Raw genomic sequence first — 21,076 nt, forward strand, 5'->3', positions numbered from 1 at the left:
AACCTGCTATTCGTTCATGCTATGACCCATTAGTTTTCCAGCGACGCGAATACTTTATCAAAACTAGCCTTTGACCGGGCCAACAATTCTTGTGAGCTCTGGCTAGGCGCAGGAGACAACACTTCTTGGGCGACAACGCCGGTGTAGCCGATCTGCTTCAGACTCCGCAAAAAACCAGTTAGATCAATGACGCCTTCTCCGGGATATAACCGATCTGAATCCTGCACTTCCTCTATAGGCAAAGGCTTCGCATCATTGATGTGGACATACGTAATTTGATCGGGTTTTAGCTTTAGCAAATCCACGGTGGTAAGGCCATTCGTATGCCAATGGTAGGAATCCAGCAATAAGCCGACGTTCCTCGCTTGAATAGCCCCCATCCATTCCAGCGTATCTTCCATTTTCCAAACAAACGGATTGGCCCACTGGGTACGTAAATGATGAGAACCTACAAACTCCAGGCCCAAAGAAATTCCATATGCAGCTAAAATGTCAGCACACAATCTTAATCGTCTCGTAGCTGCAATCATGAAGGGTGCTGCTGGAAGATCCGTAGAAGGCAAAATGTACGTACAGCATGCCGAGCAATTCAATGCAGCCGCTGCCTCCGCCATTTCAACAAGCGGCTTCAGACCTTCCTGAAAGTTTATTTCGGTTGACCGCCAATCTACTTCCAAGCCAAATGAACCGATAGAGATACTGTGTTCTTTCAATAATTGAAGAGCGCCTTCATTGCCATATTGCTGTATGAGTTCCAACGGATTCAAATCGACCGACTGAAATCCGAATCGAGCCGCCTGCCGAATAAAATTTTCATTAGAACCGATCTCTCCCAAGCCTGCTTTCGTTAATCCTCTAATCATCGCAGCTTCACTCCTCATCATTAGTTGTCCCTCTAAATGTATGGTTTTTTGAAGAGTTTGTCTTTGACTGCAATTATGATTTTTTGTCTAAAAACACGAATTAGCAGCTACATAAAGTTTCGTATCCTAACAATATAAAAAGCCGGAGCGCATGATTCACATACGCTCCGGCATCAAAATAATTCGCTTTATAACCGATCCAATTTACCGCAATGACATCATCTCAGTGATTTCATTTACTAGCTCCTTATTAACCCTGCAAATAAGAAACTTTCCTTTTTTTTCAGTAGTAACAAGCTCGGCGTTCACCAATTCTTTGATGTGATGGGAAACGGTAGGTGCACCGATATTCAAGCAGGAAACGATTTCTGCAACGCAAAGTCCTCCACCCGCTTCAAAGCTGGATTCATTGGACTCCGCGATTTTAAAATATAATTCCAAACGATTTTCATTCGAAAGGGCTTTAAATATTTTAGCCATTTTTTTTGTGTCCAATGTCCAACAACCCCCTATTCGACGATATCATTATTCGATAATTATCGAATAATTTTAGCTTACAATAGGGTTCATGTCAATGAACGGCCATTCCACCACTATTCAGATATGATCATTAGGAAAATAACTTTCAAGCTTATCCCAATTCGGTGTCGGAATGTTTGCACTTTTTTTCAAATCGTGAAAGGCTTGATTTAATGCTGTCATCTCATCTTCCGATACCGCTTTATCGCTTAACATCATTCGTCCTGCAGGAATGGCAAGCACCATTTTCAACCCGAAATAGAACAGCTTTTTTTTCTCGCGTGCCAATTGAACTTGACTAGCAGGCGTTATCGTATAGCCAAGCTTTTCTAATACCCGATGCCCCTCATCTGTCGCTTCAATCACCTGATTCAGTAGTTTTTTGTCTCTACCGGCTTTGCGAAGTTTACCTTGACTCGCACTCGCAATAAAGTTAATCGGCAAAATCATAACGAAATGACTTTTCAGCCATAGATCCATATTCTGATAATACGTCAGTTTATATTTCGTGTTAACAAAAGCTTCGTCGATCATAGCCCGCCAAGTTAATTCTTCATTAAGGCCCCCAATGGCCATTTCCACCTTCGGACCACGCAAGCTTATCATCTTGCCTTCCTCCCTCCAGCCGCCGTTTAGTTGAAAGGCGAATGCGATCTTTTTCTCAGAAGGGCTGTTTACTTGCAAATAATCCTGCATCTCCCCAGGGCTCGCATTATTTCCCGTGATTACGATATGTTTGCTTTGATTCGCCGCCAGCGCAGGCAGTACCGCCTGAAAATCCGGGTACTTCATGACAACAAAAATAAGATCATAAATATCGTCTTCGCGCAGCTCACTGATCACACTCACCTTGTCCACCGTACCATGAAGCTGAAAATAATGCCGAATTACGTTTCCTTTAAGCCGCAGCTCTTCCAGGCGGCGTCCTCTTGCCAACATGGTCACCTCGTTGCCGCCGCGCACCAATACGTGGGCAAGATAACTCCCTAACACTCCGGCACCATAAACTAAAACTCTCATTCTATCGTCCTCCTTCTTATGCTGCTTCATATGCTTGCCACATCAATACTACAATTCGATAACTTTCGAATTGATTCTAAAGCATACTTTCTTTATTGTCAAATTATGAATATGATTTCACCATATACAAATAAGCTGGAATGCATGACCTGCACTCCAGCTTGGTTTATTTCAGGCTATTCATCATCTTTGAAAGTTTGATCCTTCCATCGCGACTGCATTTTCGAAATACTTACAATGCTCCACTCACCAACCGTCCAAAGTACCAAACGGCCTGCCGGGGTGCTCTTCGGGCAACTGCCTCCGCAGAACAGCTGGCATGAAGCAATACAAAGCTCGCATCATCGCCAACCTTAGGCCAAAGCTGTTCACCGTTTGCATGGAGTGGCGATAACCCGCCAGTAATGAATTGAAGGGTTTGCGACAGGGAAGCTTCATCCTGGCAGCCATACAGTTCTGCGAATCGGCCTGCCTTTTCGAGCTGATCCCCATTCCCGAACGGTGACCAATGATCCGTTAGGCTATCTGTCGCAAGCTTGACTTTTACGCCTTGGCTGTGGAGCATGGGGAGCGGCATGGTCATTCTTCCAATCGGTACCGTCGATGCAATAGCCATGCCGAGGGAGGCCATTCGCGCTGCCATTTCTTTTGCCTCCTGCGGCTGAGCGCCTGCAAACCAGAAAGCGTGGCTAACGGTTACTTTACCATGAAGGCCAGCTTCCTCCGTTAAATCTGAGAGCTTGGTCAACGTCTTTTTGCCCACTTCGCCACCCTCGTGCAGATGGATATCCACACCTGAGCTGCTCTCCACAGCGAGTTCAATCATCGCGCTCAACGATCTTTCTATGCTGCCGTCCACCGCATGCGGATCTACCCCGCCCACATGAGTTGCACCTTCAGCTAGCGCTTGCTTTACGAGTGATACGGATTGCGAACGAAGCAGGCCATGCTGCGGAAAAGCGACGATCTCAGCTGAGATTTTGCCCGAGAATGTTTCTATCGCTTGCTTCGTTGCCTCTAGCCTCGCCAGTCCGCTTACTGGCTCTATATTGCAATGAGCGCGCACATGCGTGGCGCCATATCCTTGGATCAGTGTCAAAATACTCTCGGCTTGCTGCTTCGCCATAGGGAGTAGCTTGGGCAAAAGGACTTTTTCTTCCTCTATTCGGTCAAAGATGCTGGAAGCCGATCTGACCGCTTTCCACGCACCGTTGTAATAAGTCTTGTCCAAATGAATATGCGCCTCCTCGAAGGAAGGAAGCACTAATAAACCCTTAGCATCGTATTTGGGAAGCGAACTCTTCAGCTCCTCCCCCTCATCCAAAATTTCAGCAATCTTGCCGCCTTTGATTCGAAGATGGCAAAGCTTCGTTATTGTGCCTATGACTTGACGCTGTTCAATTTCATAACTCTGTTCTACCCTAACAGTAGTGAGCCAATATGCATCATGTAACATGCCATCCCTGCTTTCTGCTTTAAGCCCCTGCGTCTAGTAACAAACGTTCGATTGCTGCAAATTGTCTTGCTTTGGCATGCTCCAGCGGCGTAATCCCTTCTTTATCAGGAATATTCACATCCGCGCCATGCTCAATTAACAATTGAATGACTTGCTGCTGCTTCTCATCGCCATCACTAAGCACAATCGCCTCCATTAACGCCGTCCACCCCAGATTATTGATATGATTGACGTCAATGCTTGAGTTCTTGAGCAGCTCCTCGACAACCTCCACATACCCATGCTCTGATGCTGGAATTAGTGCCGTACCGCCAAACCGATTCGTGATGGCAGGATCTGCTCCCGCTTCATTCATTAGTTTCACGATCTCCAGCTTGCCCTCTGCGCCCGCGTATAACAAAGGATTATCCAATCGGTCATCCTGTAAGTTTAAGTCTGCTCCGGCATCTCTTAATGCTTGAACAGTGTCCACCCGATTCCTATGAGTAGCCGCCAAAATCGCCGTCCGTCCACGATCATCTCTGACGTTAATATCGATACCGTCCTTGAGATACTGTAAGACCTTTTCCGTCTCCCCGCGCTCTGCTGCTTCGATGAATGCTTTGCCCACAAATGTCACATCCTCTTCGACTACGTTCGGTCTGTTTGTACAGCCTGCAAGCAAGCAAACTAGAACGAACAATATGATTTTTTTCATGGCAAGCGACCTCTTTCTCGTAAGCCTAACCTTATGGTAACATAGCCATTATCATACTTAAAATATTTATATAATTCGTTTAACATACCTTAAACCTTTAGAAAGGAGTGATTTCCAGCATGGATATTCGTCAGCTTCGCTATTTCATTGCTATCGCTGAAGAGAAACAGCTTACGGCCGCTGCCGATAAGCTCAACATGACGCAGCCACCGCTGGGTCAACAGCTAAGAGGCATGGAAGAAGAGCTTGGGGTTCAGCTTTTTATCAGAAACGGGAAATGGATGGAATTGACTGAAGCAGGTGAAACGTTATATACGCATGCGTTGCAGTTGACAAAATCTCTCGAAGAAACAGCGATGGAGCTTCAAGAGATGGGCCTCGGCATGCGCGGGAAATTAACGATCGGAGTAAATACTTTATCCGCATTAGCTTTGCCTATGCTGCTGCATACATTCAAAGAGCGATACCCGCTCGTCACCTATAAAATTCAGCAAAATGAATCCGCGCAAATTGTTCGCCTCATTAAAGAAAGATCCATTGAGCTTGGTATCGTTCGCCTGCCCTTGGAGTTGAGTGATTTTGAAGTGCTGACCCTTCAGCCCGAACCTTTCTACTTTGTGACCGGCAAAGGCTCGCCGCTTGACACCCCTGTATTCACTTATCGCGTTATCCAGCATTATCCGCTTATTTTGCCGAGTGCCGAAGGACTTGGATTGTACCAAAGCATCGTCGGACAGTTCACGGATCGCGGCTTGACTGCGAATGTGATTGGTGAATGCTCTGACATTGTAACCTTGTTAAAGTGGGTAAGTTATGGCGATGCTGCAACGATTGTGCCGGAATCTGTTCTTCAATTGCATCAGGGGCACGAGATCCAATCATTTCCCATCACGGATAGCGATTTGCAGTTTGCGATAGGACTTATATGGCTGAAGGGGCGTTATATCACTCAAGCGGCTAAACAATTTATTGAACTGATGAGGGTAAACGAAGATACGCGCCAATGATGACAGCTGTTCGGAGATCAGGATAAATTAAAAAGTGCCTATTAGTTGAATAGGCACCTGTTATTATAGCTCTGCAACCATGGTCACTGAAGTTCCACTTACACCTACTACCTTAAAGCCGAATCGTTGGTACAACTTCATTGCAGGAACATTGTTTGGATCTACGCTTAAAGATATTTTAGAAACCTGTTTTCTGCGAAGCTCCTCGACCATAGTTTTTAACAGGGCATTTCCAATTCCTTTCCCTCTACAGGCTTCCGTTATCGCCATTCCAAGCTCCGGCACATCATTACCTACATAACCAAATCCTTCGTTAGCCTCGTCAAAATAACGTATCGTCACTGACCCTACAGGCTCATTCCGATGATTAACAGCAATATAGCCCAAATCGCCTTTTCTTCCCCAGCCCTCCGCATATTTGGATATTACCGGTTCTTTAAGAATATCCCTGCTGAAAGCCTCTTTCCCCTCCGGAACATACATGGACTCATACAGCATTTCCCATAAAAATGGTTCGTCTTGCACATCTGCAATTCTAATTGTATATTGCATACATGAAATCTCTCCTTATCATGAAAGCCATTCTAAAAACTCAATTCGATTTCCAAATGGGTCGTTTAAATAGAAGCGTCTTACTCCTTCATCAGCCCTTGCCTCGTCGTCAATTACCTCAATATTATGGTGATGCAGATATTCACGCAACTCATTTAAGTTCTGTACGTGAAATGCTGGGTGAGCTTTTGTAGCAGGAACAAAATCTTTTTGTATTCCGATATGCACTTGATGAGTGCCGCATTGGAACCAAACGCCACCACGTTTTTTTAGTATTTCAGGTTTTGGAATCTCCGTCCAACCCAATATATTATGGAAAAAATTCCGAGCCTCTGTTTCACAACCTTCTGGGGCTGCCAATTGAACGTGATCAAGACCATAGAAATGGTAAGCCATATAAACCCCTCTCTCATGTTTCATATAGTGAAACCTTGTTTCGTATTATTTTTCCATTTTATAGTAATGCTTGATAAAAATCCAGTTCTTTTTAACCAGCTGAAAGCAACAATAAAACGACCGAATCCCCATTGAAGCCAGGGACTCGATCGCTTTTTATGAAAATCAGCTAAACTACTCTCTCATTGTTCCAAACTCAATCCGCCAGCAAGGAAACCTTCTCCCATTCCGCTACTTCATCCATTCTTTTGCCCAAAGCATCGCGAATGCCATACGAAGCCAACGATCCGACCGGAAAGTGAAGCGGTGGATTTTCGCTATTAATCATCGTGATCATCGCTTCAACCGCTTTATTCTGATCTCCTTTATTCAAAGCCTCATAGCCTTGATAAAAAGCATCATATACAGGAGCATACTCGGGCAAAGGCTTGGCTAGTTTCCTGGAATGACCCATAAATTCAGTTTCAAAGACACCTGGCTCCACAATCGTAGTCTTAATGCCAAATGGCGCAAGCTCCGCAGCCATTGACTTCGAGAAGCCTTCGACAGCAAATTTGGAAGCAGCGTAAAGACTGAAAGTCGGAACGGCCCACACGCCAAAGATAGACGAAACATTCACATAATGACCTGATTTCTGTTTCTTAAAGATAGGCAAGGTTTCACGGATGACATCCAGCATGCCAAAAACATTCACATCAAACTGATGCCTCATTTGTTCGTCTGTGTATTCTTCCAGCATGCCGAATAATCCATAACCGGCATTATTTACAACAATATCGATGGTTCCAAATCGGTTAACCGCCTCTTGAACCGCTGCTTTGACCTGCTCTTTCTTGGTTACATCCAATTGTGCGATATGCACCTGGTTCGGGGAAGCTTCCTTCAGATCCGCGATGGACTCCAAATTACGTGCGGTCGCGACAATTTTATCGCCAGTGTGCAGCAGCTGCTCTACGAATTTTCGGCCGAATCCCGTAGACGTTCCCGTAATCAACCAAACTCTACTCATGATACTATTCTCCTTTGCAATTAAGCTTTTAGATAAATAGGAGCGCCGAACGGGGATGAACCCGCGCCTCCGTCAACGCTGATTTCTGCACCTTGAACGAAAGAAGCATCATCAGAGGCCAGGAACAGAGCTACGTTTGCGATTTCTTCCGGCTCGCCCAAGCGGTTAAGCGGAATCGAGCGTGTGAGCGCGGACTCCATCTGTGCCAGCCCTTCGGGTTGTCCCCAAATCGGCGTGCGCGTCGCTCCGGGTGAAATGGTGTTTACGCGGATTCCGCGTGGTGCCAATTCAGATACCAGCACTCTCGCCATACTGCTGACCGCGCCTTTACTCGCAGCATATGCGGCCCATCCTGGGCTCCCTGCCGTTGCAAGCACCGAACTATTCAAGATGACCGAGCCCCCAGCCTTTAAGTAAGGCAGAGCAGCTTGAACCGTAAAGAACACTCCCGTCACATTGATCTTGAGTATATTTTCAAAAACCGAAAGCTCCGTTCCGCCTGTAGGCGTATAGCCAGAGATACCCGCATTGGCGAAGACGACATCCAGTCCGCCAAATTTTTCTACAGCCGCTGCTGCCGCTTTTTCCATACTTGCAGGATCTGTGGTATCTGCTTGGACTGCATAGCTAAACTCAGCGCCAATCTCCTCCACTGCCCGGTTCAGCGTCTCCTGATTCCGACCAGTAATGACGACCTTTGCTCCTTCAGCTACGAATTGTTTAGCCGTTGCCAATCCGATTCCGCTGTTGCCTCCAGTAATAAGCGCTACTTTACCTGTTAATTTTCCCATTTTTCATATCCCCTTTAGCTTTTTATAATTATTGTTCAACCATTATATGAGAACGATCATTCTCATAATTTCAAAAAAAATTTATTGCCCTCGCATTTACATCAAACCGTTCGGTCTAAGTAAGCTAATTCCTTTATAGATACTGGCAAAATTGCCGAATTCATTTGAGAACAATCATTCTCAAAACATTAAAAAAATAAATAAGGTTTGCCTATTATTTATATAATGTTTCCATGGAAACATTGGCAATACGATGAAGCTTCTCCTTGTTTGCTGTAGAGGTCCGGGTAAAAACCCGCAGCCCTAACAACGTGTTATGGATGCTTTCAGCGAGTTCCTCGGCGTTCCGTTTGGATGTAAACTCACCCGACTGCTGTCCTCTTCGGATAATATCTGTGAGCAGCTCCTCAGATTTAGTAAAGCTGTCACAAACCTTCGCTTCCACTTCCGGATCTCTTGCAGCCAGCTCGACCGCCATATTTACAAATAAGCAGCCAGGAGGACTATCGTCGATGCCTTGAATCATGAAGTCAAACATAAAAGCGATGGCCTGCTTAGGTGTTGCGCGAATGACGCCAGCATGCAGTTCGGCATTGATCAGCTTACTGTATCGATCAACTACGGCAAGAAACAACTTATGTTTATCGCCGAATGTGTCATACAAGCTCCTTCGGTGAATTCCCATACACTCAACAAGATCATTAATGGATGTTTTTTCATATCCCTGTTCCCAAAAAAGCCTCATCGCCTTATACAACACCGCATCATCATCAAATTCTTTCGTTCTTGCCAATGCGATCACTCCCTCCTCTCGAAGTGATCATAACATATTGAGAACGATCGGTAAAGAATATTTTTTACTGATCATTCTCAATATGAATTCAATCAATCGATATAGATTTTTCAAGTTTGGACAAAATAAAAAACGACCATCCCAGCCCTTCTTCTTATTTATAATGCCGTTCAATTGTCGACTCAAATCTTGTTATGATACGATGGGCTGAATTTAACCCAATCGAAATGGAATAGGCCATTGTGTCTCTTCTTTTATTGATTACAAAAGCAGGTGTACATCGTGTGGAAACCCGATCGTCAAAGCTCTACTCCCTTGTATCAACAAATTGCCAACGATTAGCAAAGCAAAATAATCGATGGCGTGTACCATCCTGGCAGCCCGCTTCCTTCCAAACGGAAGCTTGCGGAGCAATTCGGTGTTAACCGAAGCACCGTCGTGCTGGCTTATTCTGAGCTTCGCTCGCTCGGCTTTATCGAGAGCCAACCCGGGAGCAAAACGCTGGTTAGCCCGTATAAATGGAATGACGAAGCCTACCGTACGCCGGAATGGCATCGATAGGCCAAAAGCGGAGGCTTTCTTCCGAATCTTCCGTTTCTGCGCCGTATACGGGAAGAGGTTGCCCGTAACGTCTGCCACTTTAGCTTGCAATTGGTCCTGTAAGTACTCAGGGAATTTAGTTGTTCCAACACCAGCATTGCCCACAGGCGTTACGCCTAAGCTCGTTAACGTATCCATAAACGAAAAATCCAGCGTGACTACCTTTTGCGGAGCTTGCTCGATTTTATATGTTCCCCATTCATGGGTGATGCTCTTTCCATCGCCTTGTACGGCTGTTCCTGCATTTGCACCGTTTCCGGTCCCATTTTCATTTGCGCTTTTCTCTGCTCCGCAACCCGTAATGGCTATACTGAACAACAGCATAATGGATGCAATCAGTTGTTTTTTTCTCATGTTACTTAATCCCCTTTACCCTCATCGTTAATGATTATTATTCTCAATAACATATTGTAAAGGAGGAATTTTCTTTTACACCATCCAGTTCTCAAATGTTGCCGCCATCCAGTTGCGTGCTCATTAGCTCTTCAGCGTCTCCCTACGTTTCCCATTATAGATAAATGCCAGTAAAGCAATAGAGACGATGCAGATGAGCAAAAGGATGATAAAAAACGATCCTAATACATCGCTCCGGCTCTCTAATGTTTGATTCCCATTCCACATGGAAAGCGCCAGCGCAGATCCAAAAACCATGCCTGCATTGCGGGTTAAGGCAATCATTCCGCCAATAGCCCCCATATGCTCTCCCGGTGTATGCCGCATGATAAAACTGTTATTCGGGGATGCAATGAGTCCCATTCCAGCGCCAATGACAGCAAGCAATGCAGCAATTCCGCCTATTGGCAGCTGATTCAGATACATATGAAACATAAAGACACCAACTCCCATGCAGCTTAGTCCACCTAGCATCAAACGGCCAGAACCTAAGCGATCGGATAAATATCCGGCAGCTGGCCCTGCGATCGCAAGCGAAATTGGATAGGCAGCCAAGATATATCCGGTTGTCACTGGAGATAGTCCTGCTGCTCGCACAAGATAAAACGGCATGATCACGAGGATAGAATTAGATAAAACAAAAGATGCGCAGCTTATCAGCAGCCCACCTGCCACGATGGGAATACGAAGAGCTTGGAGAGGCAAGAAAGGAACAGATTGGCGCCGTTCCCACCAGATAAGTAAGAGCAATAGCAAGACAAAACCCAAAGCCAAATAAAGAAGCTTGGTTGAAGTCCACCCCCACTCTCTTCCATACAATAAGCCGACAATGGCCATGCTGATGACAGCAGCAAAAAGGACGGCCCCTAAACGGTCGAAGGCTCCTTTGCTGTTTCCTTTTTTTCCTGCGGGAATAAAGGAGTTAGCCATGAGCGTTGCAACAATAGCGACTGGTACATGAGAGAGGAACAGCCATTGCCAGCTTAACCCTTGCGCGATGAAACCTCCGACAACCGGTCCGGACATTCCCCCAAGTGCAACGGCTGTGCTTACGATGCCAAGCGCTCTCCCTCTTTTCTCCTTTTCCACATGGGTCGTAATGAGTGCAATGTTAGTCGCTTGAAACATCGCTGCACCTATCGCCTGAACAATTCTAAGCGCAAGCAGCGTAGGCAAATTGGGTGAAAAAGCAACTAGAATGGAGCCCACAGTAAAAATAAGGTAGCCCCAGTTATGTATGTTACGATACCCATATCGGTCGCCTAGCTTCCCCATAATCGGAAGCAGCGCTGTGATGATAAGCAAATACCCCGTCGTAATCCATGTTATTTTGCCAAGATCCGCCTGAAAATACTCCATAAATTGCGGAAGCGATACATTAACGACTCCTGCTGTAAAATGTGACATAAACGCGCCTAAAGCAATAGCGGTCATCATCCACAAACGATTGCGGCTGGCGTTAGTTTTTTGAGATGCATTAAAATCGGTCATGCTAATCCCTTCTTTACATGGAATGATGGCTCTAATTCTCTCTGTTCATTACAACTTGTTTCCAGCTCCCCATCCGCCTCTTAATTAAGAATCATTCTCAATTATAGATGAGGTGAGCGAAACAGCAATCCCATATATATGGGATTCTTACTGCTGTGCAAGCATTTCTTGCGTGAGTTAATCCATGAAAACGCAGGTTACCGGTATGCGAACTGCCCGACAAGCCGCAAAACAAACAACACGCCCGCACAATGATGTGATGTGCCATTACTATACCTGTATAGTATAATTTGATTTAGTTGGCTGAAAAATTTTCCATAATGTATTCATTTTTGAAAAGGAGGCGATTAGGATGAACGAAGATCTCCTTGCGAGATTGCAGCAATTTCTATTTCGTGAAGACAATGAATCTTTAGTCGGCAAACCCGCTGCTGATGAAGAAATTGCTGCTGCCGAGCTAGAGCTTGGTGTTCCGCTAGACAAAGAATATATTCAATTTATTAAACGCTTTGGAGGGGCTTATGCGGGATTGTCGATTCATGCATTCTCCAATGGGTCCTCCATCGGCCGGGAGACGGTAACGGAATTAACGAAATCTTTCAGAGCGGACTTCATGGGCACATCTGCAGGAGACATGTTGAACCGTGCATGCGTGTTTTCCATTGATGGTTCGGGCGACCCAATCTTTCTTGATTCGGAAGGCAGGGTCTTCATTTGTTATCACGATACAGGCGAGAGCAAGATTTTGGCTAACTCTTTATCCGAACTGATTGAACAACATTTTGACGAATGGTGAGCAAGAACTGGGGGGACTACCACAAATAGCACCAAAAATTACTCTTTCATATAAAGAAGCCGAGACGCTTATTCCTTAAGCGTTCCGGCTTCTTTATATCGGCTTGTCAGTCACAAATAGGAATAAAGATTACGTTTCCTATGACTGCACGGTTTCAGTTCATGATCTATTTCTATTCTTACAAAATCTTCGCTTAATCTAACGTAATGAGATCACGGTATACGCCTGGGAAAGAATCTTCAATGACAACGGCTCCAACGATTCTTTGATAGAATTGCAGAGCCTTATCTACCCAGCCAATGATTGCATAACCGTAGCCATCATTACGCATCGCATGCAGGGACTCCAGAAGCAGCGCCGTACCTATGCCAAGGCCGCGATAATCCTCCAATACTCCCGTTGGGCCAAAGAAGTTTTTGACTACGGCATCATGGCAGGAGAAGCCAATAATCTGTTTGTCTTTCACGGCAACAAAGCAATTGACAGGCAGACGGGCAAAGGTGCACTCGCATTCATTGCTCCAGTTCGTTGTGAAATGCTTGCTGACAAAATCAACAACCTTGTCTTTATCTGCTGTGAGCACCCGCTTGATTTGGATGCCTTGTGCTTTCAGCTTGCCCAGCAACTCCTGGTTATCCGGCAAATCATATAGTTTTACGAGCATATCAGGCATGTTATTCCCCCGCTTCCTTATCGTTTTGTTCGTGCTTCGCAAGCATGGATTGAAGCTTGACTTCGTAAAGATCGAATAAATAAAACCTAGAATGCATAAACAATTCAACCATCGTCGGCGTCAGCAGTTTGGACAAAATCTGATGCATGCTGGTTCTAGCAATCCTCAAATCTCCATATGCCAATTCATATTTATGTTTTAATGTGGTAACAACCTCTTCAGTTACCTCGGACATCTCACCCCGGAACAGAAACGTATGAAGCGGGAAGCGTCGTTTGGCTGGAAGCTCGAACTGGATCATAGCTGCAATGAGTTCAGCCGTGTGAAGGTTATGTTGAATATCCGGCAGCAATTGCGGTATAAGCTGATAATAATCCGTTGCCACATAATCGAATTGTTCGCTTGACTCCTCCTCGGTGCTTACACCATGGTATTGAAGAAGAAATCGTTTCAGAAAATCGCTGCTATCCGCATGGATGTTCCAATTGCAATCCGCCGCAAAAAAGGCAGGATAGCGAGAGGTTTCAAATAACCCGTACGGACTGCCTAACGAAAATGGAGCCGACCAATTCGTATTAATGATGCCGCTAAGCTGTTCCGATTGCGCGAGCTCTACCCAATCCAGTACATTTTTGATACGGTTCTGAATGACCGGATAATTCTGGTCGCCTTGATCGTCCCAGCAGCGAACTGCTGAAGCTCCGATTATTGCAACGCCAGCGCTGCGAAGCTTCCGAATAATATCCTTTGCATCCGCCTTCATGCGGTAGCCGCCATAAATCCAAACGACAACGATGACTCTTTTATCAAGCTGGGCAATTTCATCTTCAGAAGCATGGGCAAGCATGTCATGCCAAATCATCGGTTTCTTGCCAAGCGAGCAAGCCTTGTCGATTAAGCGATTTACGAACCGGACAAACGATAATTCCCTGCTTAGGCCAGAAGCTAAGCAATCTTCACAGGTACCTAGGCTCCAAACTTCGTCACACCCTAAATGAAGATATTCGCTATGCGGATGAAGCTCGGCGATTTCTTCCAGGATGCCTTCCATCATTTCAAAGGAACCTGAACGATGCGGGCAAAGCTCCCCTACGTTGCTCGGTGTCTCCCGCAAGTCTATAAATTGCGGATGCTTCAATATATATTCCAAATGGCCAAAGGATTGCTGCTTCGGAATAATTTGAACAAAATGCTCATGTGCTGTTTGCAGAAGCTGCTTATGCTGTTCATCCGAAAATACCAGCTCAGAATGACGCAAAAATGAAAGTTTGCGGAACGGAAGCTTGTCTTCATATTCAACGACCAACGTATTGATCTTATAGCTGGCAAGCTCTGCAATATATTCAAGCATATGCTCGAAAGTCGGGTATACGGTTCGCAAATCAAGATAGTCGCTGCGAAGCTGTAAATCTGCCCAATCCACAATCGTCAATGCCGGCAAATGTCCATTATAATTATGAAGCAGCTGCTCGATCGTTTTCATGCCATAAAACAATCCGCTTGCCGTAAGAGCATAAATTTCAAGACTTCCTTCGTTGATTATGAGAACATAGCCGTCCTGCTTGCCTTTAATCCGGTTTAGCATCTCAAGGTTAAGCGGCAATCCGACGGTATGAAGCGCATACACATCCGATCCTTGAATAAATGGGGTCACCTGCCCAAAGATACACTGCCCCAGCATATACAAACGATTGTCCGCAGCCGGGGTATGAATGACAACATCCACATTCGAAAAGTCGGAGGCCAATCGATGCCCGTTCCTTTGTACGAATTGCGGTTGAGGAATGAGATTAAGCTTCATTTTATATCTCCTTTGCCCATAACGAATCTTATAGCCAGCGCACTCTGCCTTTGAAGCGTTGGATGAATTGATTGTTCCACTCGTCCCCGCCTGGCGCATTGCCGCTTCGCCATACCGGAGCTTGAACGCCCATCTCCCCTAAGTAGGCAGCCGTCGTCATCATTAGTGAATTGAGCAAAAACGCATTGGCGAACGTAGAGGTTGATCCCATTTTCGGTTCAATGCCTTCGATCTCAAGAGCCGCATCACCCGGCTTCACCTTGCTGTCCAAATAATAATCACAGACTTCATATAGGTTCAGCTGTGACGGATGACGGGCGATATGACCGGCTGGTGTCGCCTGTGCATGGCCGACTGAGGTTACTGCAATCGTCGTCACGCCTCTCGCCTTCGCTTCTTGCGCTGCATCAATACAGGCGGTATTGATTCCATAAGCATTCGCAATAATTAAAATATCGCCTTCTTTAAGATTATTGTCGGCAATGACGATTTTCCCATACCCTGGAGTCCTTTCGATAGCCATGGAACGAAGTGCACCATTGGAAATCATCGTACCTTCATCCAAAATCGCGCTAATGTGCATCAATCCGCCTGCTCGAAAGAAGACCTCCGTTGCGTTCATATTGGAATGTCCTCCTGGACCATATAAATAGATCAGCTTATCCTCTGCAATATGGCCTGCAAGCAGCTTAGCGACGTGCCGTAATCTCTCCGGCGGCTCACTCTTGATTTCCGTAAAAAGCTCTATAATCTTATCCATATAAGCTGACATAATATCCGAATTCGCATTCATGGGTGAAACCTCCCGATCAAGTATAGAAATCGATTTCTATAAAATAACTTTAAAACTGATGTATGCATAACGACAATACCAAACTTAATCTGAAAAGTAAATGTTAAATTGCTGCCATAATAGCGGTTACATTTTAATATCCGAATAAAAGTGAGCGTTTCTAAACATACTAATCAACAAAATAAGCAGAAACATCAAAGAAACAATTAATGGTTCTGCTTAAAAAACTATTATTTTCGAGCGGTAGTTGATTCCCTGATTACCAATTTCGGCTCTAATTGCATGGATACATGGGCAAGCGAATTTTGCTTCTGGGGAACAATGTTTTTGAAGAGTAAATCAGCTGATAAATGCCCTAGGTCAAAGGTGCTTTGGTCGATCGTCGTAATGCTCGGCGTTGTCATTTCGGTAAAAGGAATATTGTCAAAGCCAACAACAGCCATATCTTCCGGTACTGAAATGCGTTTTTCTTGCAAACGCCTAATTAATCCGATCGCGGCCATGTCATTAAAGCAGAAAACTGCGGTAGGCGGCGTTGGCAGCGACAAGAAATAATCTGCTGCTCGTTTCCCAATCATAAAATCATAACGCTCGTCATCGTCATTTTCATGGGATTCCACATAGATATAGTCCTCATTAATCGAAATTCCGTTTTCCAATAAGGTTAGCTTATAGCCAGCAAGCAGCTTCTTTCTGCTCATTCTAAGCAGCGGCGCTGTCACGAAACCGATGTTGCTGTGTCCGCATTCAATCAAATGCTCAGTCGCCAGACTGGCCCCAGCCGTGAAATTAAATCCCGTCCGGTTGCATTCTGCTTTAACATCCTGCTCCATCGCTACGACCGCGACATTTTTATCGATGATCTGCCTTAATACCTCGCCGCTGTCATCAATGGAAGCAATGAGTATTCCCTTCACTTGCTTTTGCAGCAGCAAATTCACGTTTTTCTCTTCAACCTTTACGTCCCGGTAAGAGTTGCACAAAATAATTTGTGAATCGTATTTCAGCGCAACATCCTGTATTCCCCGCAGCAGCGTACTATAGTAATTAGACATATTGGGAATAACTACTCCGATATCATGATTTTGATCCGTCTTGAGATTTTTGCCAATCAAGTTAGGAATATATTTCAAAACCTTTGCTGCATGTAAAATCTTCTTTTTGGTCTCCTCGCTTACGGGGTAGTTACTATTGCTAAGCACCCTAGATACTGTAGCCGGAGAAACGCCGCAAAACTTTGCAATGTCATAAATCGTCGTCTTTTTAACCACTAATTTCCCCATGCGCTCTCTACCTTCTTCTAAGATTAGCTGAGACAGCCAGATTTTGTTTCTATAGAAATATGAATATTTGTTTCTATTTCGAGTATACTATTCTTTACTAAAAAGTCAATTTACGATATCACAAACTTTGTAAACGCTTTAAACTAACATAAATAGTCAGTTTTTTTCACTGAAATTTCTTGACAGTGACTGTTTTCTATAGTTTAATCCTAATTAACAGGTGCGGAGATGTATGCAAAACCAGAAACCTGCGAAAGAAATCGATTTCTATAACCAAATAACAGTGAAAGAAGATGACATCAGCATGAGGTATCTCATTACGAATGCTCAGGTTGTAACTCCTGCAGGAATTATGGAACGAGGATGTGTTGCAGTCAGCGATCAGCGGATTACAGGCATTTATGAGCATTCCGCTGCTGCAGACTTCAGCGACTATACCATGATTGATGCAAATGGCCTTTATGTTTCCCCTGGATTTATCGACATTCATGTTCATGGTGGCGGCGGATATGAATTTAATCGTTCCACGCCGGATATGATTCGCGAAATTTGCGTTGCCCATGCTCGGTACGGAACAACGTCGATTTTGCCGACAACGCTGGCAGCGCCACTCTCAGAGCTGTATGAAACCATACATGCCGTCAGAATAGCGAAGCCTCTCGTTGAAGAATGCAACATCTTAGGCATTCATCTGGAAGGCCCCTACTTTGCCCAATCTCAGCGCGGCGCACAAAATCCCGACCATATTCTAAATCCGGAAAAAGAAACCTACATGGGCCTGCTTGACCAATGGGACAAAATTATTATGATGGGCGCGGCTCCCGAGCTCCCTGGTGGATTAGAACTGGGTCTTGAGCTGCAAAAGCGCGGAATTATCGCCTCCATCGCCCATTCTGATGCCACCTTTGATGAAATTACGGAAGCTGTCGAACACGGCTATTCCGATGTTACTCATATTTATTCCGGCTGTTCCGTGGTACACCGAGTGAACGGCTATCGCATTGGCGGTGTCGTTGAGGCCGGTTTGCTGCTGGATGACTTAACTGTCCAAGTCATTGCCGATGGCAAGCACCTTCCTGCGGAGCTGCTGCGCCTCATTTACAAAAACAAAGGCGCAGACAAAATTTCGCTTATTACCGACGCTCTCTTCGCTGCCGCTTCCGATTATAAGGAAGGAGATCTTGTCGTCCAGAAGAACGGCATGCAAACCGTGCTTGAAGACGGTGTCATGAAGCTGCTGGACCGGCAAGCCTTCGCCGGAAGCGTGGCGACAACCAACCAGCTTGTTCGCAATATGGTTACACTCGCGGGCGTTCCACTCTACGACGCTGTGAAAATGGCTGCCCTGACGCCTGCTACCCTTCTTGGCATTCATGATCATAAAGGCAAATTGGAACTGGGCTATGATGCTGATCTCGTGCTTTTTGACCCAGACATCAACATCAAAATGACGATGGTGATGGGGAAAATCATCTTTAAAGACGACGAAGTCCAGACAAGTCACACGAAATAGGAGACAAAAAAATGACTATCACAATATCAAAACATGCAAGAGAGCTCGGAGAACAAGCAGCAGGCAAAGCCAGCGAGATTTTATTATCCGCTATACGCAGCAGCGGCAAGGCCCGACTGATGCTTGCCACCGGACAATCTCATTTTGAATTTTACGAGGCACTGCTCGCTATGGAGATCCCTTGGGATAAGGTCGAAATATTCCATTTAGATGAATACATCGGCATTCCCGCTTCCCACAAAGCTAGCTTTCGAAATTATTTGGTTTCAAGGTTCACAAGCAAAATTAATCCGTTTGCTGTCCATCTCATTGACACTGACCAAGATCCTTCACTAGTTATCGCATCGCTTACTGAGAAGCTTTCGGAAGCACCTATCGATTTAGGAATCATTGGTATTGGAGATAATGGTCATATTGCATTTAATGATCCTCCAGCTGACTTTGATACGAAGGAATTGTACCAGGTCGTTGAATTGGATGAGCGCTGCAGGACGCAGCAAGTAAATGAGGGCTGGTTCCCCAGCTTCGATGATGTGCCGAAAACGGCAATAACCGCCACCGTCGCTCTGATCATGTCTTGCAAAACTATTGTTTCAGTGGTTCCCCATAAGGCCAAAGCAGCTGCTGTCAAAGAAACGCTGGAGGCAGCAGAAATCACAAATCTGATGCCTGCAACTATGCTTCGCAAGCATGAACAATGGTTCTTATATTTAGATGAGGAGTCTGCTTCACTGCTGAATCGAGACATATACGTGTAGAGGTACAATTTTTCCGCTAATCACTCTATGCCTGATGCTAAATCGATTTCTGCTGATCTGAAACGAGTCGAGGTGACCTAATCATGGAGCCAAAGAGATCTCTCAAATTCAAAGAGAATGTTGCTGCCTATCTGTTTTTATTGCCCAGTCTTTTGGGCTTTGCTTTCTTCATCGTGTTTCCCATTATCGGCTCCCTCCTGCTGAGTTTTACGGAGTGGAATTTCCTCACCGGCTTTAAAGGAATCAAGTTCGCAGGACTGGACAACTTCACCTTTTTATTATCCGGCAAGGACGAGTGGTTCACCAAATCGATGCTCAATACCATTTTATTTGCGCTCGTTACCGTCCCTGTTGGGCTAACGCTCGGTTTGTTGGTTGGCGTTATGATCAATAAATACGTCTATGCGTCAAAATTATTCAGAGTCGTCGTTTTCATTCCTTATATCTCTAGTGTTGTAGCTTCAGCTGTCGTGTGGATGGTTGTCTTTCAGCCCTCCTATGGACCTATCAACAGCTTCCTGATGTCCATTGGCATTGATAATCCTCCCAAATGGTTTACGGATATGAAATGGGCTTTCCCAACCGTCATGGCGTTTCATATCTGGCAAACCCTTGGCTACAACGTCATTGTGTTTATGGCCGGACTAAAGGGGATTCCAAATGAGCTTTACGAGGCAGCGACCATTGATGGAGCGAACGAGGCTAAGAAATTCCGTCACATTACCATTCCCATGATATCGCCTATGACCTTCTTTCTTGCCACGATGGGCATCATCGGCTCCTTTAAGGTTTTCGACTCCATCCGCATTTTGACCAAAGGCGGTCCAGGCAATGAAACGACGAATATTGCCTATTACATCTATCGTGAAGCTTTCAGCTTCTACAATATGGGTACTGCGAATGCCGCAGCATGGCTGATGTTCATCATTATCTTTATCATCACGATGATTCAAGTGCGTCAGCAAAATAAATGGGTCATATACGATTGAGGTGAGAATATGAGCGCTCGTATAAAAATCTCCAAGCTTTTGAACACATTGCTATTGGGACTTTTCACGATTACGATGCTGTTCCCGCTTCTATGGATGCTTTCGGCGTCGTTTAAGTATGAGGTCGATGTTTTCAATTTTCCGATTGAGTGGATACCGCCTCGCTGGAATGCGTGGAATAACTATAAGGAAGTATGGTCATCCAACTATGATTTTCCACTTTATTATTTGAATTCGATTAAAGTCTCGGTCATCGTAACCGTAACGCAGCTGCTAATTGCCACGATGGGAGCTTTTGCATTCGCAAAGCTGAATTTCAAGTTTAAGCAAGGGCTGTTTGCCTTGTTTCTTGCCACGATGATGATTCCCGATCAAGTAACCATCGTGCCAAAATTTATGCTGCTCACCTGGCTCGGGTTGATCGATACCCATGGTGGACTTGTTCTCATTCTCCTTTTCAGCGTATACGGCGTTTTTCTGCTAAGGCAATACATGATGTCGATACCCGATTCATTAATTGAAGCAGCCAAAATAGATGGCGCAGGATATACGAGAATCTTTATTCAAATCGTGATTCCGATTTCCAAGCCAGCCATCGCTACGCTCGCGATCCTTCGATTTATATGGACTTGGGATGATTATCAGAATCCACTCATTTTTCTTAACAGCAAAGAGCTATTTACGCTACAGCTTGGAATGTCGCAGTTCGCTTCACAGTCAGGCACTTACTATTCCTTGCTGATGGCTGCCGCGGTTTGCGCCGTAGTTCCGCTATTGCTGGTATTTATCGCAGGCCAAAAATTTATTGTTGAAGGTATCACCAGCGGTGCAGTCAAAGGGTAACCCATTCTCTGCTTTCCGCTGTGCCATACATTGCTTTACA

Annotated in this window: 22 protein-coding genes; 6 read left to right on the forward strand and 16 right to left on the reverse strand. The window is 45.1% G+C overall.

What is annotated here, in order from left to right; translation table 11 throughout:
- Nucleotides 1-29 precede the first annotated feature (29 nt).
- The 5 genes from E0496_RS09720 to E0496_RS09740 form a co-directional block, all read right to left on the reverse strand.
- Nucleotides 30-863 (reverse strand): sugar phosphate isomerase/epimerase family protein, encoded by an 834-nt coding sequence (locus E0496_RS09720; protein WP_141501371.1) that lies wholly within the window; start codon nucleotides 861-863, stop codon nucleotides 30-32.
- A gap of 204 nt (nucleotides 864-1,067) precedes the next feature.
- Complete coding sequence (locus tag E0496_RS09725; protein WP_141501372.1) at nucleotides 1,068-1,358, reverse strand: ArsR/SmtB family transcription factor; 291 nt, start codon at nucleotides 1,356-1,358, stop codon at nucleotides 1,068-1,070.
- A gap of 102 nt (nucleotides 1,359-1,460) precedes the next feature.
- Nucleotides 1,461-2,402, reverse strand: a complete 942-nt coding sequence (locus tag E0496_RS09730; protein ID WP_141501373.1) for a ketopantoate reductase family protein — start codon at nucleotides 2,400-2,402, stop codon at nucleotides 1,461-1,463.
- A gap of 232 nt (nucleotides 2,403-2,634) precedes the next feature.
- Entirely contained in the window at nucleotides 2,635-3,858 is a 1,224-nt protein-coding gene (locus tag E0496_RS09735) for an amidohydrolase (RefSeq protein WP_141501374.1), read from the reverse strand.
- A 19-nt stretch (nucleotides 3,859-3,877) separates the two neighbouring features.
- A complete protein-coding gene (locus tag E0496_RS09740) occupies nucleotides 3,878-4,555 on the reverse strand; it encodes an ankyrin repeat domain-containing protein (protein WP_141501375.1) in 678 nt (225 codons plus the stop codon).
- Between the two features lie 119 nt (nucleotides 4,556-4,674).
- Here E0496_RS09740 and E0496_RS09745 point away from each other — a divergent pair, with 119 nt between their 5' ends.
- Nucleotides 4,675-5,562 (forward strand): LysR family transcriptional regulator, encoded by an 888-nt coding sequence (locus E0496_RS09745; protein ID WP_141501376.1) that lies wholly within the window; start codon nucleotides 4,675-4,677, stop codon nucleotides 5,560-5,562.
- A 63-nt stretch (nucleotides 5,563-5,625) separates the two neighbouring features.
- Here E0496_RS09745 and E0496_RS09750 read toward each other — a convergent pair whose 3' ends face one another.
- The 7 genes from E0496_RS09750 to E0496_RS09780 all read right to left on the reverse strand — a co-directional run bounded on the left by E0496_RS09750 (nucleotide 5,626) and on the right by E0496_RS09780 (nucleotide 11,587).
- On the reverse strand, nucleotides 5,626-6,114 hold the full coding sequence (locus E0496_RS09750) for a GNAT family N-acetyltransferase (RefSeq protein ID WP_141501377.1): 489 nt from the start codon (nucleotides 6,112-6,114) through the stop codon (nucleotides 5,626-5,628).
- Between the two features lie 18 nt (nucleotides 6,115-6,132).
- Nucleotides 6,133-6,510, reverse strand: coding sequence for a VOC family protein (locus E0496_RS09755; RefSeq protein WP_141501378.1), 378 nt, complete (start codon nucleotides 6,508-6,510; stop codon nucleotides 6,133-6,135).
- 196 nt (nucleotides 6,511-6,706) lie between these two features.
- The gene (locus tag E0496_RS09760; RefSeq protein ID WP_141501379.1) at nucleotides 6,707-7,519 is read right to left on the reverse strand and encodes an SDR family NAD(P)-dependent oxidoreductase; all 813 of its coding nucleotides are present in this window, start codon (nucleotides 7,517-7,519) and stop codon (nucleotides 6,707-6,709) included.
- Nucleotides 7,520-7,539: 20 nt separating this feature from the next.
- Nucleotides 7,540-8,310, reverse strand: a complete 771-nt coding sequence (locus E0496_RS09765; protein WP_141501380.1) for an SDR family NAD(P)-dependent oxidoreductase — start codon at nucleotides 8,308-8,310, stop codon at nucleotides 7,540-7,542.
- A 214-nt stretch (nucleotides 8,311-8,524) separates the two neighbouring features.
- Nucleotides 8,525-9,103 (reverse strand): TetR/AcrR family transcriptional regulator, encoded by a 579-nt coding sequence (locus tag E0496_RS09770; RefSeq protein ID WP_141501381.1) that lies wholly within the window; start codon nucleotides 9,101-9,103, stop codon nucleotides 8,525-8,527.
- 261 nt (nucleotides 9,104-9,364) lie between these two features.
- Nucleotides 9,365-10,057 carry an ABC transporter substrate-binding protein gene (locus E0496_RS37160; RefSeq protein WP_421923558.1) on the reverse strand — a complete coding sequence of 231 codons (693 nt, stop codon included), beginning with the start codon at nucleotides 10,055-10,057 and terminating at the stop codon, nucleotides 9,365-9,367.
- A 123-nt stretch (nucleotides 10,058-10,180) separates the two neighbouring features.
- Complete coding sequence (locus E0496_RS09780; protein WP_241674666.1) at nucleotides 10,181-11,587, reverse strand: MFS transporter; 1,407 nt, start codon at nucleotides 11,585-11,587, stop codon at nucleotides 10,181-10,183.
- Between the two features lie 352 nt (nucleotides 11,588-11,939).
- On the opposite strand from E0496_RS09780, the gene E0496_RS09785 reads away from it, so the two are divergent.
- Nucleotides 11,940-12,383 (forward strand): SMI1/KNR4 family protein, encoded by a 444-nt coding sequence (locus E0496_RS09785; RefSeq protein WP_141501382.1) that lies wholly within the window; start codon nucleotides 11,940-11,942, stop codon nucleotides 12,381-12,383.
- Nucleotides 12,384-12,576: 193 nt separating this feature from the next.
- On the opposite strand, the gene E0496_RS09790 is transcribed toward E0496_RS09785, so the two are convergent.
- The 4 genes from E0496_RS09790 to E0496_RS09805 form a co-directional block, all read right to left on the reverse strand.
- Nucleotides 12,577-13,056, reverse strand: coding sequence for a GNAT family N-acetyltransferase (locus E0496_RS09790; protein WP_139999321.1), 480 nt, complete (start codon nucleotides 13,054-13,056; stop codon nucleotides 12,577-12,579).
- Between the two features lies 1 nt (nucleotide 13,057).
- Nucleotides 13,058-14,857: a family 20 glycosylhydrolase gene (locus E0496_RS09795; RefSeq protein ID WP_161601355.1), complete on the reverse strand. Its 1,800-nt coding sequence runs from the start codon at nucleotides 14,855-14,857 to the stop codon at nucleotides 13,058-13,060.
- 28 nt (nucleotides 14,858-14,885) lie between these two features.
- Entirely contained in the window at nucleotides 14,886-15,650 is a 765-nt protein-coding gene (locus tag E0496_RS09800) for a sugar isomerase domain-containing protein (RefSeq protein WP_141501384.1), read from the reverse strand.
- A gap of 230 nt (nucleotides 15,651-15,880) precedes the next feature.
- Nucleotides 15,881-16,933: a LacI family DNA-binding transcriptional regulator gene (locus E0496_RS09805; RefSeq protein WP_141501385.1), complete on the reverse strand. Its 1,053-nt coding sequence runs from the start codon at nucleotides 16,931-16,933 to the stop codon at nucleotides 15,881-15,883.
- A gap of 232 nt (nucleotides 16,934-17,165) precedes the next feature.
- On the opposite strand from E0496_RS09805, the gene nagA reads away from it, so the two are divergent.
- From nagA to E0496_RS09825, 4 genes are all read left to right on the forward strand, one after another.
- Nucleotides 17,166-18,446 carry an N-acetylglucosamine-6-phosphate deacetylase gene (nagA, locus tag E0496_RS09810; protein ID WP_206669739.1) on the forward strand — a complete coding sequence of 427 codons (1,281 nt, stop codon included), beginning with the start codon at nucleotides 17,166-17,168 and terminating at the stop codon, nucleotides 18,444-18,446.
- Between the two features lie 11 nt (nucleotides 18,447-18,457).
- On the forward strand, nucleotides 18,458-19,204 hold the full coding sequence (locus E0496_RS09815) for a 6-phosphogluconolactonase (protein ID WP_141501386.1): 747 nt from the start codon (nucleotides 18,458-18,460) through the stop codon (nucleotides 19,202-19,204).
- Between the two features lie 83 nt (nucleotides 19,205-19,287).
- On the forward strand, nucleotides 19,288-20,193 hold the full coding sequence (locus E0496_RS09820; protein ID WP_139999333.1) for a carbohydrate ABC transporter permease: 906 nt from the start codon (nucleotides 19,288-19,290) through the stop codon (nucleotides 20,191-20,193).
- 39 nt (nucleotides 20,194-20,232) lie between these two features.
- Entirely contained in the window at nucleotides 20,233-21,036 is an 804-nt protein-coding gene (locus tag E0496_RS09825) for a carbohydrate ABC transporter permease (RefSeq protein ID WP_338325833.1), read from the forward strand.
- Nucleotides 21,037-21,076: the final 40 nt, after the last annotated feature.

It is taken from the genome of Paenibacillus luteus, from assembly GCF_006542765.1.
GTDB classification, from domain to species: domain Bacteria; phylum Bacillota; class Bacilli; order Paenibacillales; family Paenibacillaceae; genus Pristimantibacillus; species Pristimantibacillus luteus.

Excerpts from the sequence above, each read along its gene's own strand:
- E0496_RS09720 (WP_141501371.1), bottom strand. The coding sequence starts at position 863 with ATGATTAGAGGATTAACGAAAGCAGGCTTGGGAGAGATCGGTTCTAAT.
- E0496_RS09730 (WP_141501373.1), bottom strand. The coding sequence starts at position 2,402 with ATGAGAGTTTTAGTTTATGGTGCCGGAGTGTTAGGGAGTTATCTTGCC.
- E0496_RS09735 (WP_141501374.1), bottom strand. The coding sequence starts at position 3,858 with ATGTTACATGATGCATATTGGCTCACTACTGTTAGGGTAGAACAGAGT.
- E0496_RS09740 (WP_141501375.1), bottom strand. The coding sequence starts at position 4,555 with ATGAAAAAAATCATATTGTTCGTTCTAGTTTGCTTGCTTGCAGGCTGT.
- E0496_RS09745 (WP_141501376.1), top strand. The coding sequence starts at position 4,675 with ATGGATATTCGTCAGCTTCGCTATTTCATTGCTATCGCTGAAGAGAAA.
- E0496_RS09750 (WP_141501377.1), bottom strand. The coding sequence starts at position 6,114 with ATGCAATATACAATTAGAATTGCAGATGTGCAAGACGAACCATTTTTA.
- E0496_RS09755 (WP_141501378.1), bottom strand. The coding sequence starts at position 6,510 with ATGGCTTACCATTTCTATGGTCTTGATCACGTTCAATTGGCAGCCCCA.
- E0496_RS09760 (WP_141501379.1), bottom strand. The coding sequence starts at position 7,519 with ATGAGTAGAGTTTGGTTGATTACGGGAACGTCTACGGGATTCGGCCGA.
- E0496_RS09765 (WP_141501380.1), bottom strand. The coding sequence starts at position 8,310 with ATGGGAAAATTAACAGGTAAAGTAGCGCTTATTACTGGAGGCAACAGC.
- E0496_RS37160 (WP_421923558.1), bottom strand. The coding sequence starts at position 10,057 with ATGAGAAAAAAACAACTGATTGCATCCATTATGCTGTTGTTCAGTATA.
- E0496_RS09780 (WP_241674666.1), bottom strand. The coding sequence starts at position 11,587 with ATGACCGATTTTAATGCATCTCAAAAAACTAACGCCAGCCGCAATCGT.
- E0496_RS09785 (WP_141501382.1), top strand. The coding sequence starts at position 11,940 with ATGAACGAAGATCTCCTTGCGAGATTGCAGCAATTTCTATTTCGTGAA.
- E0496_RS09790 (WP_139999321.1), bottom strand. The coding sequence starts at position 13,056 with ATGCCTGATATGCTCGTAAAACTATATGATTTGCCGGATAACCAGGAG.
- E0496_RS09795 (WP_161601355.1), bottom strand. The coding sequence starts at position 14,857 with ATGAAGCTTAATCTCATTCCTCAACCGCAATTCGTACAAAGGAACGGG.
- E0496_RS09800 (WP_141501384.1), bottom strand. The coding sequence starts at position 15,650 with ATGAATGCGAATTCGGATATTATGTCAGCTTATATGGATAAGATTATA.
- E0496_RS09805 (WP_141501385.1), bottom strand. The coding sequence starts at position 16,933 with ATGGGGAAATTAGTGGTTAAAAAGACGACGATTTATGACATTGCAAAG.
- nagA (WP_206669739.1), top strand. The coding sequence starts at position 17,166 with ATGCAAAACCAGAAACCTGCGAAAGAAATCGATTTCTATAACCAAATA.
- E0496_RS09815 (WP_141501386.1), top strand. The coding sequence starts at position 18,458 with ATGACTATCACAATATCAAAACATGCAAGAGAGCTCGGAGAACAAGCA.
- E0496_RS09820 (WP_139999333.1), top strand. The coding sequence starts at position 19,288 with ATGGAGCCAAAGAGATCTCTCAAATTCAAAGAGAATGTTGCTGCCTAT.